At 68.0% G+C, this 15,167-nt stretch carries 19 protein-coding genes, 1 other RNA gene and 1 riboswitch; of the genes, 10 read left to right on the top strand and 10 right to left on the bottom strand.

Annotated features, from left to right (window positions below; all coding sequences use genetic code 11):
* The gene (locus AAHG03_RS14365) at positions 1 to 594 is read right to left on the bottom strand and encodes a 5-formyltetrahydrofolate cyclo-ligase (RefSeq protein ID WP_342151355.1); all 594 of its coding nucleotides are present in this window, start codon (positions 592 to 594) and stop codon (positions 1 to 3) included.
* Positions 584 to 740: non-coding RNA, 6S RNA (gene ssrS, locus AAHG03_RS14360), on the bottom strand. The genes AAHG03_RS14365 and ssrS overlap by 11 nt, the downstream gene beginning before the upstream one ends.
* Positions 741 to 898: 158 nt before the next feature.
* Here ssrS and AAHG03_RS14355 point away from each other — a divergent pair.
* Both AAHG03_RS14355 and AAHG03_RS14350 read left to right on the top strand, forming a co-directional pair.
* Positions 899 to 1,078 (top strand): type II toxin-antitoxin system HicA family toxin, encoded by a 180-nt coding sequence (locus tag AAHG03_RS14355; protein WP_342151354.1) that lies wholly within the window; start codon positions 899 to 901, stop codon positions 1,076 to 1,078.
* Positions 1,079 to 1,114: 36 nt separating this feature from the next.
* Positions 1,115 to 1,522, top strand: a complete 408-nt coding sequence (locus AAHG03_RS14350; protein WP_342151353.1) for a type II toxin-antitoxin system HicB family antitoxin — start codon at positions 1,115 to 1,117, stop codon at positions 1,520 to 1,522.
* Between the two features lie 14 nt (positions 1,523 to 1,536).
* On the opposite strand, the gene AAHG03_RS14345 is transcribed toward AAHG03_RS14350, so the two are convergent.
* Together AAHG03_RS14345 and AAHG03_RS14340 are read right to left on the bottom strand one after the other, a co-directional pair.
* The gene (locus AAHG03_RS14345) at positions 1,537 to 1,872 is read right to left on the bottom strand and encodes a cell division protein ZapA (protein ID WP_342151352.1); all 336 of its coding nucleotides are present in this window, start codon (positions 1,870 to 1,872) and stop codon (positions 1,537 to 1,539) included.
* Positions 1,873 to 1,888: 16 nt separating this feature from the next.
* Entirely contained in the window at positions 1,889 to 2,191 is a 303-nt protein-coding gene (locus AAHG03_RS14340) for a DUF4164 domain-containing protein (RefSeq protein ID WP_342151351.1), read from the bottom strand.
* A gap of 461 nt (positions 2,192 to 2,652) precedes the next feature.
* Between AAHG03_RS14340 and gap the strand changes: the two genes are divergently transcribed.
* The 7 genes from gap to AAHG03_RS14305 all read left to right on the top strand — a co-directional run bounded on the left by gap (position 2,653) and on the right by AAHG03_RS14305 (position 8,951).
* The gene (gene gap / locus AAHG03_RS14335; RefSeq protein ID WP_342151350.1) at positions 2,653 to 3,660 is read left to right on the top strand and encodes a type I glyceraldehyde-3-phosphate dehydrogenase; all 1,008 of its coding nucleotides are present in this window, start codon (positions 2,653 to 2,655) and stop codon (positions 3,658 to 3,660) included.
* A gap of 97 nt (positions 3,661 to 3,757) precedes the next feature.
* Positions 3,758 to 4,231 carry a hypothetical protein gene (locus AAHG03_RS14330; protein ID WP_342151349.1) on the top strand — a complete coding sequence of 158 codons (474 nt, stop codon included), beginning with the start codon at positions 3,758 to 3,760 and terminating at the stop codon, positions 4,229 to 4,231.
* A 7-nt stretch (positions 4,232 to 4,238) separates the two neighbouring features.
* Positions 4,239 to 5,441, top strand: a complete 1,203-nt coding sequence (locus AAHG03_RS14325; protein ID WP_342151348.1) for a phosphoglycerate kinase — start codon at positions 4,239 to 4,241, stop codon at positions 5,439 to 5,441.
* Positions 5,442 to 5,467: 26 nt separating this feature from the next.
* Positions 5,468 to 6,031, top strand: coding sequence for a hypothetical protein (locus tag AAHG03_RS14320; RefSeq protein WP_342151347.1), 564 nt, complete (start codon positions 5,468 to 5,470; stop codon positions 6,029 to 6,031).
* A 103-nt stretch (positions 6,032 to 6,134) separates the two neighbouring features.
* Complete coding sequence (gene fba / locus AAHG03_RS14315; protein WP_342151346.1) at positions 6,135 to 7,202, top strand: class II fructose-bisphosphate aldolase; 1,068 nt, start codon at positions 6,135 to 6,137, stop codon at positions 7,200 to 7,202.
* Between the two features lie 10 nt (positions 7,203 to 7,212).
* Positions 7,213 to 7,881 carry a thiamine phosphate synthase gene (locus AAHG03_RS14310; RefSeq protein WP_342151345.1) on the top strand — a complete coding sequence of 223 codons (669 nt, stop codon included), beginning with the start codon at positions 7,213 to 7,215 and terminating at the stop codon, positions 7,879 to 7,881.
* 47 nt (positions 7,882 to 7,928) lie between these two features.
* Positions 7,929 to 8,951, top strand: coding sequence for a tetratricopeptide repeat protein (locus AAHG03_RS14305; protein WP_342151344.1), 1,023 nt, complete (start codon positions 7,929 to 7,931; stop codon positions 8,949 to 8,951).
* Between the two features lie 171 nt (positions 8,952 to 9,122).
* On the opposite strand, the gene AAHG03_RS14300 is transcribed toward AAHG03_RS14305, so the two are convergent.
* The 5 genes from AAHG03_RS14300 to thiC form a co-directional block, all read right to left on the bottom strand.
* On the bottom strand, positions 9,123 to 9,578 hold the full coding sequence (locus tag AAHG03_RS14300; RefSeq protein WP_342151343.1) for a hypothetical protein: 456 nt from the start codon (positions 9,576 to 9,578) through the stop codon (positions 9,123 to 9,125).
* A 134-nt stretch (positions 9,579 to 9,712) separates the two neighbouring features.
* The gene (locus AAHG03_RS14295; protein WP_342151342.1) at positions 9,713 to 10,108 is read right to left on the bottom strand and encodes a hypothetical protein; all 396 of its coding nucleotides are present in this window, start codon (positions 10,106 to 10,108) and stop codon (positions 9,713 to 9,715) included.
* Between the two features lie 262 nt (positions 10,109 to 10,370).
* On the bottom strand, positions 10,371 to 10,778 hold the full coding sequence (locus AAHG03_RS14290) for a DUF3592 domain-containing protein (protein ID WP_342151341.1): 408 nt from the start codon (positions 10,776 to 10,778) through the stop codon (positions 10,371 to 10,373).
* A gap of 184 nt (positions 10,779 to 10,962) precedes the next feature.
* The gene (locus tag AAHG03_RS14285; protein ID WP_342151340.1) at positions 10,963 to 11,310 is read right to left on the bottom strand and encodes a flagellar protein FlaG; all 348 of its coding nucleotides are present in this window, start codon (positions 11,308 to 11,310) and stop codon (positions 10,963 to 10,965) included.
* A 206-nt stretch (positions 11,311 to 11,516) separates the two neighbouring features.
* On the bottom strand, positions 11,517 to 13,409 hold the full coding sequence (gene thiC, locus AAHG03_RS14280; RefSeq protein ID WP_342151339.1) for a phosphomethylpyrimidine synthase ThiC: 1,893 nt from the start codon (positions 13,407 to 13,409) through the stop codon (positions 11,517 to 11,519).
* 71 nt (positions 13,410 to 13,480) lie between these two features.
* Positions 13,481 to 13,585: riboswitch (TPP riboswitch) on the bottom strand.
* Positions 13,586 to 13,838: 253 nt separating this feature from the next.
* On the opposite strand from thiC, the gene AAHG03_RS14275 reads away from it, so the two are divergent.
* Positions 13,839 to 14,090, top strand: a complete 252-nt coding sequence (locus AAHG03_RS14275; RefSeq protein WP_342151338.1) for a hypothetical protein — start codon at positions 13,839 to 13,841, stop codon at positions 14,088 to 14,090.
* A 167-nt stretch (positions 14,091 to 14,257) separates the two neighbouring features.
* On the opposite strand, the gene trhA is transcribed toward AAHG03_RS14275, so the two are convergent.
* Positions 14,258 to 14,938: a PAQR family membrane homeostasis protein TrhA gene (gene trhA / locus AAHG03_RS14270; protein WP_342151337.1), complete on the bottom strand. Its 681-nt coding sequence runs from the start codon at positions 14,936 to 14,938 to the stop codon at positions 14,258 to 14,260.
* Positions 14,939 to 15,167: the final 229 nt, after the last annotated feature.

Below are 15,167 nucleotides of genomic sequence, written 5' to 3'. Positions count from 1 at the left end.
CTAGCTCTGTCGCAGCGGCACGCGGCCTGCCTCGGTGACCATGTGGTCGAGGGGCCGGTCGTGCGGCTCGGCCGGGACTTCCGGAATCTCCTGCACCGAGAAGGCGATGCCGACGGTCAGCACCGGGCCGTTCCGCGACAGCCGCTCGATCGCCTGATCGTAGTAGCCCGCGCCGTAGCCGATGCGCTGGCCGGCCCGGTCGAAGGCGGCGAGCGGCACGATCAGGGCGGTCGGATCGAGCGGGGGCAGGTCGTCGCGCGGCTCCGACAGGCCGAAGCGGCCCTGAACCAGCGCCTCGCCGGCCCGCCACTCGCGGAAGACGAGGCCCTCCTTCGTCACCTTCGGCAGCGCCACGCGCTGGCCGCGGGCAAAGAGCCGCTCGATCAGCGGGCGCGGATCGATCTCGCTGCGGATCGGCCAGAACGCGCCGACGAGCGGCGCCTCGGCCAGTTCGGGAATTTTTTGGACGATCGTCTCGGCGACGGCCTGCGCGCCGGCGGCGCGGGCCTCAGGCGAGAGCGCGTCGCGCCGGGCCAGAACCTCGGCGCGGAGTTGCGCCTTGTGGGCGCGAAGGGGGGAAGAGTGCGGAGCCACCTGAGCCGTCGGAGTGTCGATCCCGGGAAACCTACAGAGTAGGTGGGCGCCGTGTTGGCCAAGTCCACGGACGAGGCCAGGAACAGCTCCCTAGGGAGTCGATAAGGCCCCGGGGAAAGTTCTCCTGACGAACCCTGCAGCCCCGCCCGAGAGATGTAGAGCCGGCACGGCTCCGGCGCTAGGGGGAAAACGCGCGGTCGACGCCCGGCGGGGCGTAACGACGCTGCGGCAGGGAGTGCTTGACAGGGTGTGCATGTCATACACACTTCGATCGCAAGCACCTTTCTAACGAGCCATGCCGCGGATGGATTCGAGGGACCTCATCCGCGAGCTGGAAGCGGCCGGCTGGCAGTGGCACTCGACGACAGGCAGCCATCGCCATTTCAAGCATCCGTCGAAGCCCGGAAAGGTGACGGTTCCTCATCCGCGCAAGGACATGCATCCGAAGACCGTGCAGTCCATTCGGAAGGCCGCAGGGCTGTGAGGCGCCGATGCTGAACGACAGGGGACGCGGCAAACCATGACCGCCTACATCGCCTTTCTCCATCCGCCGGAAGACGGCTCGACCTGGGGCGTGACCTTCCCCGATGTGCCCGGCTGCATCTCGGTCGGCGACAGCTTCGAGGAAGCCGCCGAGGCGGCGCGCGAGGCCCTGTCCGGGCATCTCGCGGCGCTCCGGGCGGACGGCGACCCCATGCCGGTTCCGCGCTCGCTACAGGCGCTGGAACAGGACGCGGAGGCCATGGCGGACGCGCGCGGCGCGCACATCCACCTCGTCACGCCGCGCCTGATCCCGAGCGAGCGCGTGCGGGTCAACATCACCATCGACAAGGGATTGCTGCGTCTGGCTGATGAGGCCGCCGAGTCTCGCGGGCTGACGCGCTCGGGGCTGATCGAGTCGGCGCTCGCAGCCGTGGTCGAGGCGTAGGGAAGCGGGGGCGCTCAGCCCGCCGCATGCCCCGACAGCGCCCGCGCCAGCCGGTCGATGCGCTCGGCGGCCACGCCGACGCCCGCGGCGAGGCGGGCCTGTTCGCCGGCCTCGCGGGCGGCGTCGCGTTCCATCTCGCCGATGCGGCGGCGGGCCTCCTGCAACTCGTCGGCGAGCGTCAGCGCCGCCATGACGTGCAGGCGCATGTCGCCGATCTCGCCGAAGGCCCCGCGCATGTCGGCGACGCGCCTGTCGAGATCGCCCGCGAGCGCTTCGAGATGGCGCTCCTCGCCCTCGCCGCAGGCCATCCGGTAGCTCTTGCCCGCGATGGTGACGCTGACATGGGGCATGGGACGCTGTTCTTCCTCACGAGCCGGACGGGCCGGACAGGACATCCTTGACGGTCTCGATGGCGCGATCGAGGCGGCGCCCGACCTCGCCGGTGGTGACGTTCATCCGCGCGAGCCGGGCGCCCGCGGCGTCGAGCTCAGTGGCGAGCCGCGCCCGGTCCTCCTCCAACAGGGCGAACTCGGTCTCGCGATCACCGCGGCTGCGCTCCGCCTCGAGCCGCCGCGCCACTGCGGTCTCCAGCAGCGCCAGCGCCGCATCGAGCCGGCCGATCGCCTCTTCCAGCGACACCGCCGCCACTCTGTCACCCGCCTTCGCCATGCCTGTGGACTACTTCCTCTTGGACCTCGGATGCCGGCGACCGCGTCCGCCGCCTCGTGCCGCCCGTCGCACCCGGACATACGGCACACTCAACTAGTTCGAGCGAGGGCCCGCCCGGAGAAATCCGAAAAAGTTTCAGCCAAGCGCATTCGAAATTCCAGCCTGTTCGCAGGTGCACCCACGATCTTTGACAGCCCCCACGGCCATGTTAGAGAGCCCGCGCCCGGCCCCTCGCGCGCCCTCCGCGCGCCGCCGCCCACCGGAAACCCGACCTTGCCTCTCTCCGGCTCCCCGCGCAGACCGTCCGCCGTCCGGACGAGCGCGGGTCGCGTCGCGGTTCATCCCAGGTTCAGTGCGGCCCCGCTTGGACCGGTCCGGCACTCGTCCGCGCGGTCTTCTCGCGCCGCATCCCCGCTTCCCCGTCGGCGCGAAGGCGCGCCTCAGAACCAAGGAGTCACGCCGTGACCGTCAAGGTTGCCATCAACGGCTTCGGCCGCATCGGCCGCAACGTGCTGCGCGCCATCGTCGAGGCCGGCCGCACCGACATCGAGGTCGTGGCGATCAACGATCTCGGGCCGGTCGAGACCAACGCCCACCTGCTGCGCTACGATTCCGTCCACGGCCGCTTTCCGGCCGAAGTCGCCGTCGAGGGCGACGCCATCGTGATCAACGGCAAGCACATCCGCGTCACCGCCGTGCGCAACCCGGCCGAGCTGCCCCACCGCGACCTCGGCGTCGATGTCGCGCTGGAATGCACCGGCATCTTCACCTCGAAGGACAAGGCCAAGGCCCATCTCGACGCGGGCGCCAAGCGCGTCCTCGTCTCGGCGCCTGCCGACGGCGCCGACCTCACGGTCGTCTACGGCGTCAACCACGACGGGCTCACCGCCGACCATCTCGTGGTGTCGAACGCCTCCTGCACCACGAACTGTCTCGCTCCGGTCGCCAAGGTGCTCAACGAGACCGTCGGCATCGAGCGCGGCTTCATGACGACGATCCACTCCTACACCAACGACCAGCCCTCGCTCGACCAGATGCACAAGGATCTGTACCGGGCCCGCGCCGCGGCTCTGTCCATGATCCCGACCTCGACGGGTGCGGCCAAGGCCGTCGGCCTCGTCCTGCCGGAGCTGAAGGGCAAGCTCGACGGCACCGCGATCCGCGTGCCGACCCCGAACGTCTCGGCGGTCGATCTCGTCTTCACCGCCAAGCGCGCGACCTCGGTTCAGGAGATCAACGACGCGATCAAGGCGGCGGCGGCCGGCCCGCTCAAGGGCGTGCTCGGCGTCACCGACCGGCCGAACGTGTCGATCGACTTCAACCACGATCCGCACTCGTCCACGTTCCACCTCGACCAGACCAAGGTCATGGACGGCACCTTCGTGCGCATCCTGTCGTGGTACGACAACGAGTGGGGCTTCTCGAACCGCATGGCCGACACCGCGGTGGCCATGGCCAAGCTGATCTGATCGCCTAGATCAGCCTGAACGAGGCGGCCGGCTTGCTGGCCGCCTCACGCATGAACGGGGCCTTGCGCCTCCCTTCAGAAAAAACGGTGTGCACGCGATGACCGAGACCTCGCCGACCAAGTCGTCCGGGACCGACTTCATCCCGACCACCCCGCCGGTCTCTGCGGCGCCCGCGCCTGCCCCGGCGCCCTCGCTCGCCAAGGCGGAAGGGCCCGCCGCGCCGGTCAACCATTCCGACCAGCTCGCCCGCATCGAGGACAAGGCGGCGCGGATCGAGGACAAGTACGCCCGCTCCGAGGCGCTGCTCTCGCGCGTCGAGGACAAGGTCGAGAACGCGTCCTCCCGCATGAACGAGGCCGCGCGTCAGGCCGATCTCGCCTCTCTGCGCAGCGAAGTCCGCGGCATGGCCGACCGCATCAACCGGCTGCCCGGCACCGGCGCCCTGGTGCTCACCGCCCTCATCACCGCCGTGCTCACCGTCGCCCTGATGGTCGCGGTGCAGCGGGCGAACCTCGACAAGCTGCTCCCGCCGAGCCTCGGCGGCCAGCCGCAGACGACCTCCAACCCGTAAGAGCGCCATGCCCGACTTCCGCACCCTCGACGATGCCGGCCCGCTCCAGGGCAAGCGCGTGCTCCTGCGCGTGGACCTCAACGTGCCGATGGAAGCCGGCCGCGTCACCGACGCGACCCGCATCGAGCGAGTGGTGCCGACGATCCGCGAAATCGCCGATCAGGGCGGCAAGGTGATCCTGCTCGCCCATTTCGGCCGTCCCAAGGGCAAGCTGGACCCGAAGGATTCGCTCAAGCCCATCCTGGCGACGCTCTCGGAAAAGGTCGGCAAGCCGGTCGCCTTCGGCGAGGATTGCATCGGCGAGGTTGCTGCCTCCGCCGTCAACACCCTGAAGGACGGCGACGTGCTTCTTCTCGAAAACACCCGCTACCACGCGGGCGAGGAAAAGAACGACCCTGACTTCACCAAGGCACTCGCCGCCAACGGCGACCTCTACGTCAACGAAGCCTTTTCGGCGGCCCACCGCGCGCACGCCTCGACCGAGGGCCTCGCCCGCGTGCTGCCGGCCTATGCCGGGCGCCTAATGCAGGCCGAACTCGACGCGCTCACCAAGGGGCTCGAAGCTCCCGCGCGTCCGGTCATCGCCATCGTCGGCGGCGCCAAGGTCTCGACCAAGATCGATCTCCTCGAAAACCTCGTCGCCAAGGTCGACATGCTGGTGATCGGCGGCGGCATGGCCAACACCTTCCTGCACGCGCAAGGGAAAGATGTCGGCAAGTCGCTGTGCGAGAAGGATCTTTCTGAGACCGCGACCCGCATCATGGCGGCGGCCAAGGAGAAGAACTGCACCATCATCCTGCCCGCCGACGCGCTGGTGGCGCGCGAGTTCAAGGCCAACGCCGAGAACGAGACGGTGCCGGTCGATGCCGTGCCCTCGGATGCGATGATCCTCGATGTCGGCGCCGCCTCCATGGCCACCATCGACGGCGCCATCGACGAAGCCCGCACGCTGGTCTGGAACGGTCCGCTCGGCGCCTTCGAGCTGACGCCCTTCGACACCGGCACGGTCGCGGTCGCGAAGCACGCGGCGGCCCGCACCAAGGCCGGTCAGCTCGTCAGCGTGGCCGGCGGCGGCGATACGGTGGCGGCCCTCAACCATGCGGGCGTGGGCGAGGCGTTCTCCTACGTCTCGACCGCGGGCGGCGCCTTCCTCGAATGGCTGGAAGGCAAGGAGCTGCCCGGCGTCGAGGCGCTGCGGGCGAAGGGCTGAGGCAAGGGCTGAGGCGTGGTCGGGCGATGACGGCGCAAGTGATCGAAGCGGCGGCCGAGCCCCTCTGGGCCAAGCCGTCGCGGAAGCGCGTCGCCATCGCCTTGCTCGTCGCCGCCCTGGTTCCGACCGCCCTGTTCGTCAGTCTGTTCCTGCTGCCCATTCGGCATCACAGCGACATGCCGTTCGGTCGGTTCGTTGTCCTGTTCGCATTCTGGATGACGGCGGGGCTGACGCGCATCGTTCCGGCCATCTTCGTCGGCGGGCTTATCTACGCGATCCTCGCTGGGCGAGTTCATCGTGACTCCCCTGCGCTGCTTATCGCGTGTCTGCTGACCGGTGGTCTGGCCGCCATACCGATCGATATCTGGATCGGGCTACGTGACCTGATGGGTCCGGCGCCGGAGAGCCGATTCTCGTTCGCCGACGCCGTCGGATCGATCTACCTCGACGGTGCGCGAACAGCCTACGGCTGGCGCGACTACGCCGCCAACACGGGAAAAACGTTCACATACGGGATGCTCGGTGGCGCGATCTTCTGGTGGATCGCACGACCGAAGCGCCATGCGACACAGAGTTCAGCCTTGCAGTGACGGCCCGGTTTTCGGGTGACAGGCCTCTATGGGCCTTCGCTCCGTTCCCCATCCACGCTAAGGCTGCCACCAGTCCCGCTTTACCAACTACAGAGACGAGACCATGGCACGCATCACCCTCCGGCAGCTCCTCGACCACGCCGCCGAGTACGGCTACGGCGTGCCCGCGTTCAACCTGAACAACATGGAGCAGGGGCTCGCCATCATGGCGGCCGCCGACGCCACCGATTCGCCGGTGATCCTCCAGGCGAGCCGCGGGGCGCGGGCCTACGCCAACGACGTGGTGCTGGCAAAACTCATCGACGGCCTCGTCGAGATCTACCCGCACATCCCGGTGTGCATGCATCTCGACCACGGCAATAACGAAGCCACCTGCGCCACCGCGATCCAGTACGGCTTCACCTCGGTGATGATGGACGGCTCGCTCAAGGCCGACGGCAAGACCCCGGCCGACTACAATTACAACGTCGAGATCACCCGCAACGTCACCAAGATGGCCCACTGGGCCGGCGTCTCGGTCGAGGGTGAGCTCGGCGTGCTGGGCTCGCTGGAGAGCGGCACGGGCGAGGCCGAGGACGGCCACGGCGCCGAGGGCGAGCTGTCCCACGACCAGCTCCTGACCGATCCGGACGAGGCGGTGAAGTTCGTGCGCGAGACCAAGGTCGATGCGCTCGCGGTCGCCATGGGCACCAGCCATGGTGCCTACAAGTTCACCCGCCAGCCCGACGGCGACGTGCTCGCCATGAACGTGATCGAGGAGATCCACCGCCGCCTGCCGACGACCCACCTCGTCATGCACGGCTCGTCCTCGGTGCCGCAGGAGCTGCAGGACATCATCAACAAGTTCGGCGGCCAGATGAAGCCGACCTGGGGCGTGCCGGTGGAAGAGATTCAGCGCGGCATCAAGCACGGCGTGCGCAAGATCAACATCGACACCGACAACCGCATGGCGATGACCGGCCAGATCCGCCGCGTCCTCACCGAGACCCCGGAAGAGTTCGATCCGCGCAAGTACCTGAAGCCCGCCATGGAGGCGATGACCAAGCTGTGCAAGCAGCGCTTCGAGGAGTTCAACACGGCCGGCCAGGGCTCGAAGATCCGCCCGATCTCGGTCGCCGAGATGGCCAAGCGCTACGCCAACGGCTCTCTCGATCCCCGCATCGACGCCTGAGGTTTTGTCAGTGAGCGAGCCGCAAGCGGCGGGCCCCAAGCCCCGCCTCGCCCTCCTGTCCCCCTACGGTCTCGGCGCCGAACAGGCCGAGGCTACCGCGCGGGCGCTCGAAGCCGCCTGCGCGGCGGGCGACGTGGCGGCGGTGATCCTGCGGCTCGCGACCAGCGACGAGCGCAGCCTCGTCGCGCTGCTGAAGAAGCTCTGCCCGTCGGCGCAAGGTCAGGGCGCGGCGGTCGTCGTCGCGGTGCCCGACTTCGACGGCGACCTCGTCTCGGTCGCGGCCCGCGGCGGGGCCGACGGCGTGCACGTGGATCGCGCCGACGACGAGACTCTGCGCGACCTGCGCGGGCGCCTGCGCGACGGCCGCATCCTCGGGGCCGGCGGCGTGCTCGGCTCGCGCGATGTCGCCATGCTCGCGGGCGAGGCCGGTGCCGACTACCTGCTGTTCGGCGGCCTGTTTCCCGACGGCGCCGCGCCCGACCCGCAAGAAGTGCGCGAGCGCGCGACGTGGTGGGCCGAGATCTTCGAGACACCCTGCATCGCGGTCGCCGCTGAGGCCGGGGAAGTCGAGGCGCTCGCCGCGACGGGGGCCGAGTTCGTCGGCCTCGAAAGCGCCCTCTGGCTGGGCGATGCCGAGGGCGTGCGCACGGCACAGGCGGTTCTCGACAAGGCTCGATGATTCTTATTGGATTTTTGGGTGGACCCTCGTGTGGGCGGGGCGGCGGGATGAGGCGTTCGGCGCTTCTCACTGCTGGCCTCGCTGTATGGCCGGTGACGGCACTCGCGGTCCCTAAACCCGCCGAGACGCCCGCGAAGGAAGCGGCTGCACCGAAAAAGCCCGGCCAGGGCCTCGATCGCGAGCTGCCCTCGCCCTACAGCGCGAAATCCGACGGGGTGCTGCCGGCCCGGCCCAGTCCGAACCCGGATGCGGCCTACGGCGCCTATCAGCGCGGGCGCTACGTCACGGCCTTCCGCGAGGCGACCAAGCGCATCGAGGCGAACCCCAAGGACGCCCCGGCGATGACGCTCTTGGGCGAACTCTACAACCAGGGCCTCGGCACCAAGCAGGACCCCAAGCGCGCGCTCGAATGGTACCGCCTCGCCGCCGCGCAGGGCGAGCCGCATGCCATGGCCTCGCTCGGCCTGATGGCGATGGATGGGCGCGGCCAGCCCAAGGACGCCAAGGCCGGGCGCGAGTGGCTGGAGAAGGCGGCCCAGCGCAACGAGCCGAGTGCGGCCTACAACCTCGCCCTGATCCAGATCGCCGATGCGAAGCCTGAGGAGCACGCGGCGGCGGCGGTCAACTTCCGCAAGGCGGCCGAGGCCGAGATCGCCCCGGCCCAGCACGCGCTCGGCGTGCTCTATCTCCAGGGCAAGGGCGTGAAGCGCGACACCGTCCAGGCGGCGCAGTGGTTCCGGCGCGCGGCCGACAACGGTGATCTCGCGGGCGAGGTCGAATTCGCGATCCGGCTGTTCCTCGGCGACGGCGTGACCAAGGACGAGGCGCGCGCCGCCCGCTACTTCCTGCACGCCGCGCGCCGCGGCAACGCCATCGCCCAGAACCGTGTCGCCCGGCTCTATCTCCACGGCCGCGGCCTGCCGAAAAACCTCGTCGAGGCGGCGGGCTGGAACCTCGCCGCGGCGGCGCAGGGGCGCTCCGACGACGTGCTCGATCAGGCCACCGCCGGGCTCACCCCGGACGAACGCAAGCGCGCCGAGGCGCTGGCGGCGGAACGGGCGGGTCAGTAGGCGGCTCGAAAGGCCCCTCCCACCCACGTTCTTATCCTGAGGTGGCGGCGCGAAGCGGCGCCCCCGAAGGAGGGCTCCAGGGATCGCGCGGCCGGCTGGAGCGCTCCTTCGAGGCCTCCGCTTCGCTGCGGCACCTCAGGATGAGGGGGTTGGGTTTGGGAGTCGGCCGGTTCAGTGCTCGTCGGAGGTCGAGCCGGTCTCGGTGACGTCGGTCAGCGCCGCCTTCTCCGCCGGGGGCTCGGCGCTGGCGACCGACTTCGTCTCCAGCAGCGGCTGGAGGCGGGCGGCGAGCTGCTTGTCCAGATGGCGGCCGTAGGCGCCCTTGAAGAAGCGTTCGCCGGTGCCGCGGCCGTAGATCTGGTCGTGGGCGACCGCCATGCGCTGCACCTCGGGGCGGCACAGGAAGCCGATGACGCCCGCGGCCTCGAACCAGCGGGCCTCGCGGGCGAGCCGCATCGCCTTGGGGTTCGACATCACCGTCTCGGCGAAGCACGCCGTGGCCGCTTCTTCGAGCGGGGCCAGCACCGCATGCGGCGTGCCGGGCACGTGCTGGCGGGCGGCGGGGCGCGCCTCCACGGCCGAGGTGGCGAGGGCGACGGCAAGACCGCAGAGCAGCACGGCTTTCATGGGGCGTCTCGAACCGGTGTCGAACGCCCCCATCCTTCCCTGAACAAACCGACAGATCTAGGGCATCGGGGCTGACTTCATGCCGCACCGCGACACAAAGTTCGGTTGTCGCCCCGGCGCCACAGGGATGGGGCTCAACCCCGGCGCATGGCGTTCCAGTTGCCGCTGCAGCTGATGAGGCCGTTGCCCACGGTCTGCCACGTGCCCGAGCCGCTGCCGCCGGGGGTCAGGCGGCCGGTGACCTGGGCGGCGTTGTCGCCCCGGGAGATGATGCCGCGCACGGCGCCGTTGGGGGAGACCCGGCCCTGGATGTTCACCTCGCCGCCGCCGTAGACCGCCTCGCCGCGCTGGATCTGCACGCCGTAGCGGTAGGCGCGATCACAGGGGCCGTCGCGGGTCACGACCTCGATGCTCCAGCGCCCGTCGTAGCGGTGCGGCACCTGCACCTTGCGCTTGGCGGCATCCGCTGGTCCCAGCGCCGCCAGGATCACGACGGCGGAAAGGCAGGTGGCGAGGATCGGCAAGCGCATGAGGTCGGGTCCGGCTGTCCAGGATGGGGCATGGCCCCGCTTGCAGCCGAAGATTGGGGCGGGGCCCCGATAGTCAAGGCGTGCCGCGGGGCGGGCCTACTGCGAGTCGCAGGGCCGCGTGGCGCCACCGGGCCGATGCCGGAGGTCTGTACCGAACGTGGATTTATAAGCAAATCAATTACAACATTTTCTTTATAAAAACCCGCATGGTAATTTATGATATTTTTCAAATGGCATTGTGTCGCGAATCAGCGAATTTGCATTACATGCCTTTCGCATCTCTATACAAAGCCATCAAAGAGGTCACTAGAAAAACGAACGTAGCGAGAGTGAAAATCTTATAATAATTTACATTTTTTCCAATGTGTATATCTGTGGGGTCTCTAGGATCAACGAATATTTCAATCTCTCCACAACGGAACCAAGTTTTCGTGCCGTAGTCGGAATAGGTGACGTGAAAGTCTTTCCCGAGATAATGGTAAGAAATCTTTAAAACATCATAGTCCGTTTCGCCACCGGAGTGGTGATGATCCACTATCGTTCCTGCTACTCTTGCCCAGTGCTTTTTTACAAAATACTCTTTATTGACTGCAAATGACCCAGCCAAAATAACAACGATTGATAAAATTGTCGGAGCCCAGAACGCCTCAGAACCAAAGTAACTGAGCATTTTTGAACATTCTTGATCAAGCAGATCGTGTGCATCAAAGGATGCGCCACAATGTCTCGATCCTTTCTTTAAGGGATTCGCTGCCGCCTGTCACCGCGAGCCACCGGCAGCGACCCTCCCGGTTGGGAGACCGCCTTGGGGCAATCACCGGAGCGCGTCGGTCAACTCATCGAACGAAGCCCAATCACGCCGTCTTGACGAGCCGCTCGCCGCTGAAGGCCGCGGAGTTCTCCTGCGCATAGGCGCGGGCCCGCAGGACCACTTCGGTGGGCAGCTGCATCACCACGTCGCCGGTCTTGGGATCGGTGACGCGGAAGACGAGCGAGGCGGTGTCCTGATCGCGGATATAGGCGCGTTGCTCCGGCTCGGACGATTTCGCCGCGCTGGCCTCGGGCCGCACGTCGATGGAGACCGCCGGGTCGAGCACCCGCGACTCGGGGCCGTTCGACGGGCCCGCCACGGGGCGGACCGGGGTGACGGTGGGGGCCGCCGTGACGGGCGGCATCGGCGGTGCTGGACGGATCGCGTCCATGGCGGAGGTCCTTCTCAGGTTCAGGGACGTAGCATGAACCCAAGATCACGCGCGGGCGATAAGCGGAGTCTTACCCGCGGCCCGTTCTCCCCCGCTGCCGCGGAACGGAGTCGATGAAACGTAAAGATTTTCCCAAGGAAACGATCGAATGACGCAGGCCGGGACGGAGAGGCGGCCGGCGCGGAGACCGGCCGCCCCCTGAAAAATCACTCGGCGGCGTCGACGTAGAGCTTGCCGCCCTCCGCCAGGAACTCCTGGGACTTGGCCGCCATGCCGGCCTCGCGCTCCTCCTCCGAGAGGGGCTTGGCTTCGCCCAGCACGATGCCCGCCTCCTCCATGGCGAGCACGTCGGCGCGCAGGTCCTGCGTGATCTTCATCGAGCAGAATTTCGGGCCGCACATCGAGCAGAAATGGGCGACCTTGTGGGCGTCCTTCGGCAGGGTCTCGTCATGGAAGCTGCGCGCCGTGTCCGGGTCGAGGGACAGATTGAACTGGTCCTCCCAGCGGAAGTCGAACCGGGCGCGGGAGAGGGCGTCGTCGCGCAGCTGCGCGGCGGGGTGGCCCTTGGCGAGGTCGGCGGCGTGCGCGGCGATCTTGTAGGTGATGACGCCGGTCTTCACGTCGTCGCGGTTCGGGAGCCCGAGATGCTCCTTGGGCGTGACGTAGCAGAGCATGGCGCAGCCGAACCAGCCGATCATCGCCGCGCCGATGCCCGAGGTGATGTGGTCGTAGCCCGGCGCGATGTCGGTGGTCAGCGGGCCGAGGGTGTAGAACGGCGCCTCGCCGCATTCGGCGAGCTGCTTCTCCATGTTGACCTTGATCTTGTGCATCGGCACGTGGCCGGGGCCCTCGATCATGGTCTGGCAGCCCTTGGCCCAAGCGATCTGGGTGAGTTCGCCCAGCGTCTCCAGCTCGGCGAACTGGGCCGCGTCGTTGGCATCCGCAATCGCGCCGGGGCGCAGGCCGTCGCCGAGCGAGAACGACACGTCGTAGGCCCGCATGATGTCGCAGATCTCGTCGAACCGCTCGTAGAGGAACGATTCGCGGTGCCCGGCGAGGCACCACCGCGCCATGATCGAGCCGCCGCGGCTCACGATGCCGGTGGTGCGCCGCGCGGTGAGCGGCACGTGGGCGAGCCGCACGCCGGCATGGATGGTGAAGTAGTCGATGCCCTGCTCGGCCTGCTCGATGAGGGTGTCCTTGAACACCTCCCAGTCGAGCTTGAGCGGATCGCCGCCGACCTTCTCCAGTGCCTGATAGATCGGCACGGTGCCGATCGGAACGGGGGAGTTGCGCACGATCCACGAGCGGATGTTGTGGATGTTGCGGCCGGTCGAGAGGTCCATGACGGTGTCCGCGCCCCAGCGGATCGACCAGACCAGCTTCTCAACTTCCTCAGCGGCCGAGGAGGTGACGGCCGAGTTGCCGATGTTGGCGTTGATCTTCACCAAAAAATTGCGGCCGATCGCCATCGGCTCGAGTTCGAGATGGTTGATGTTGGCCGGGATGATGGCCCGGCCGCGGGCGATCTCGTCGCGCACGAATTCGGGCGTGATGAAGGGCGGGATCGACGCGCCGAAGTTCTGCCCATCCGCGAGGGCGGCTTCCGCGCTCTTCAGCATCTCGGCGCGGCACGCGTTCTCGCGGTGGGCGACGTAGATCATCTCCTCGGTGACGATGCCCGCTTTCGCGAACTCGTACTGCGTCACCATCTGGCCTGCTTCCGCGCGGCGGATCGTGCGCTCGGCCGGGCACGGGGCGACGAGCTTGTCGGCGGAGGCGAAGCCGTTGTCCTCGGGCTTGACCTCGCGGGGCTTCACCGCCGCGTAGCCGCGCTTCGCGATCCACGGCTCGCGGGCGGTCGGCAGGCCCTTCTCCAGATCGATGCGGGCATCCGTCTCGGTATAGGGGCCGGACGGATCGTAGACCCGCACCGGCGCCTCCTTGGCGTCGGAGAGCGCGATCTCGCGGTAGGGCACGCGGATGTCGGGATGGCCGGGGACCGCGTCGTAGACCTTGCGCGAGCCCTGGATCGGCCCGGTAGTCACGCTGGCGGGGTTGTTCTGGGGGAAGTCCTTGGGACGGACGGGTGCGTTCATCGCTGTCGCTCCTGGCGTGGGAGGCGACCCGTTGGTCCCGACGATGGTGCGGAAGGCCGACGCCTCGTGCGCCGGCCGCAGGTTCCCGTCCCTCCGCCGGTACGAACCGGATCAGGTTCAAGGGTCAGGGCGTCTTGCCCACTCTCAGCCCGGTTAGGGCCCCCCTCGGAACGATTCCAACCTCTGCCGCCGCGCCATCCTTGTCAATCCGTGTCGGCAAACAGGCGATTCGAAGTGTTCGGTTTTACCGGGCGCTTCGGAACGGCGTTCGCCCGCCCCGAACCTTGCCGGTTTGCCGAGCATCCCGAGCAACGGCCTCACCCAAAACTCACCAATCCGCGAGGGAGGCCGCCGCGTATGCCCGCAAATGTGGATGGGCGTGGGCTCCGGGGTGGCGTCCAGGCCCGCCATCCGCGACACAGGACGGCGATGAGCACGGTCGTTCCCTTCCGCAAGCCCCAACCCGCCACCCGTTCCCGCGCCGCCAGCGACGCGGCGTCCGTGGCGAGCGATCTCTTGGACGTCCTCGATCAGCTCGAAGGGCTGGTGGAGCGCGCCGCCGCCATGGACCGCCCGGCGATCGAGGTGGAGCGCAGCGTGCAGCACCTGCTCGACGCCATCGGCGCGGTGGAGCGTGCGTCGGATACCATCGGCGAGGGCGGCGGGTCGGAGAGCGCCTGAGAGGTTTTTCCGAGGCGCCTGTCCCGACAAATCCCCTCATCCTGAGGTGCCGCGTGAGCGGCCTCGAAGGAGGGCTCCAGGGATCGCTGAGCGAACTGGAGCCCTCCTTCGAGGCTACGCTTGGCTCCGCACCTCAGGATGAGGGGGATGGGTCGGATTGATCGGGATCACGTCCCCGCGGCGAGCACGCTGGTGATGATCGTGCCGTAATGGCACGCGGTGGCGGCGAGCACGAAGGCGTGCCAGATCGCGTTCTGGAACGGCAGGCTGCGCCAGACGTGGAACACCACGCCGACCGAGTAGAGCAGGCCGCCGGTGGCGAGGAGCCAGAAGGCGGAGGGGCTCAGCCCCGAGATCACCGATTCGTAGGCGAGCACGCCGCTCCAGCCCAGCATCAGGTAGAGCACGATCGACACCCGGTCCCAGCGGCCCGGCATCAGGATCTTGATGGCGATGCCGGCGAGCGCCACCGTCCAGACCAGGGCGAGCAGGCTCCAGGCGACGAGGCCGGAGCCGACCAGCGCCACGACCGGCGTGTAGGTGCCGGCGATCATCAGGTAGATGAAGGCGTGGTCGAGCCGGCGCAGGATCCATTTGCGCGGCGAGATCGGCCACATGTTGTAGGCCGCCGACGCCCCGAGCATCGCCACCAGAGCGGTCGCGTAGACCATGAGCGAGGCCCGCTCCATCCAACCGAGATGGTTCAGCGCCGCGATGACGATCAGGCTGACCGCGCCCAGAACACCGAAGAGAACGCCCGCGACGTGGACCGCCCCATCCGCCCGCATCTCGCTCGGCGTATAGTGCCAGGTCAGACTCAGGGGCCGGCCGTCGTCCGCGACAAACATCCTCTGCTCCCGTGTTGGTGTCTCTCAATTCTTCACGTCACAAGTCGTTCCGTCCGAAAAATACGTATCCACAGGTGTCAACCTGAGTGTCGCACGCGAGTCATGAACGAATGACAACTGATTTGACCTTGTGCAGCGCAAGAAGAGGCGCGGTTCATGTTGCATCGCCGTTTAGGCGGCGTGCAGGATCGGGGCGGACCGCGACGGTTTCGTGAACCGCCGCCGCGGG

It is taken from the genome of Methylorubrum subtropicum, assembly GCF_038442325.1.
Lineage (GTDB): Bacteria > Pseudomonadota > Alphaproteobacteria > Rhizobiales > Beijerinckiaceae > Methylobacterium > Methylobacterium subtropicum.
This window is presented reverse-complemented; position numbering and strand designations above follow the sequence as displayed.

Coding starts and splice junctions, on each gene's coding strand:
- AAHG03_RS14355 (WP_342151354.1), top strand. CDS start 899: ATGGATTCGAGGGACCTCATCCGCGAGCTGGAAGCGGCCGGCTGGCAG.
- AAHG03_RS14350 (WP_342151353.1), top strand. CDS start 1,115: ATGACCGCCTACATCGCCTTTCTCCATCCGCCGGAAGACGGCTCGACC.
- AAHG03_RS14345 (WP_342151352.1), bottom strand. CDS start 1,872: ATGCCCCATGTCAGCGTCACCATCGCGGGCAAGAGCTACCGGATGGCC.
- AAHG03_RS14340 (WP_342151351.1), bottom strand. CDS start 2,191: ATGGCGAAGGCGGGTGACAGAGTGGCGGCGGTGTCGCTGGAAGAGGCG.
- AAHG03_RS14330 (WP_342151349.1), top strand. CDS start 3,758: ATGACCGAGACCTCGCCGACCAAGTCGTCCGGGACCGACTTCATCCCG.
- AAHG03_RS14325 (WP_342151348.1), top strand. CDS start 4,239: ATGCCCGACTTCCGCACCCTCGACGATGCCGGCCCGCTCCAGGGCAAG.
- AAHG03_RS14320 (WP_342151347.1), top strand. CDS start 5,468: ATGACGGCGCAAGTGATCGAAGCGGCGGCCGAGCCCCTCTGGGCCAAG.
- fba (WP_342151346.1), top strand. CDS start 6,135: ATGGCACGCATCACCCTCCGGCAGCTCCTCGACCACGCCGCCGAGTAC.
- AAHG03_RS14305 (WP_342151344.1), top strand. CDS start 7,929: ATGAGGCGTTCGGCGCTTCTCACTGCTGGCCTCGCTGTATGGCCGGTG.
- AAHG03_RS14300 (WP_342151343.1), bottom strand. CDS start 9,578: ATGAAAGCCGTGCTGCTCTGCGGTCTTGCCGTCGCCCTCGCCACCTCG.
- AAHG03_RS14295 (WP_342151342.1), bottom strand. CDS start 10,108: ATGCGCTTGCCGATCCTCGCCACCTGCCTTTCCGCCGTCGTGATCCTG.
- AAHG03_RS14290 (WP_342151341.1), bottom strand. CDS start 10,778: ATGCTCAGTTACTTTGGTTCTGAGGCGTTCTGGGCTCCGACAATTTTA.
- AAHG03_RS14285 (WP_342151340.1), bottom strand. CDS start 11,310: ATGGACGCGATCCGTCCAGCACCGCCGATGCCGCCCGTCACGGCGGCC.
- thiC (WP_342151339.1), bottom strand. CDS start 13,409: ATGAACGCACCCGTCCGTCCCAAGGACTTCCCCCAGAACAACCCCGCC.
- AAHG03_RS14275 (WP_342151338.1), top strand. CDS start 13,839: ATGAGCACGGTCGTTCCCTTCCGCAAGCCCCAACCCGCCACCCGTTCC.
- trhA (WP_342151337.1), bottom strand. CDS start 14,938: ATGTTTGTCGCGGACGACGGCCGGCCCCTGAGTCTGACCTGGCACTAT.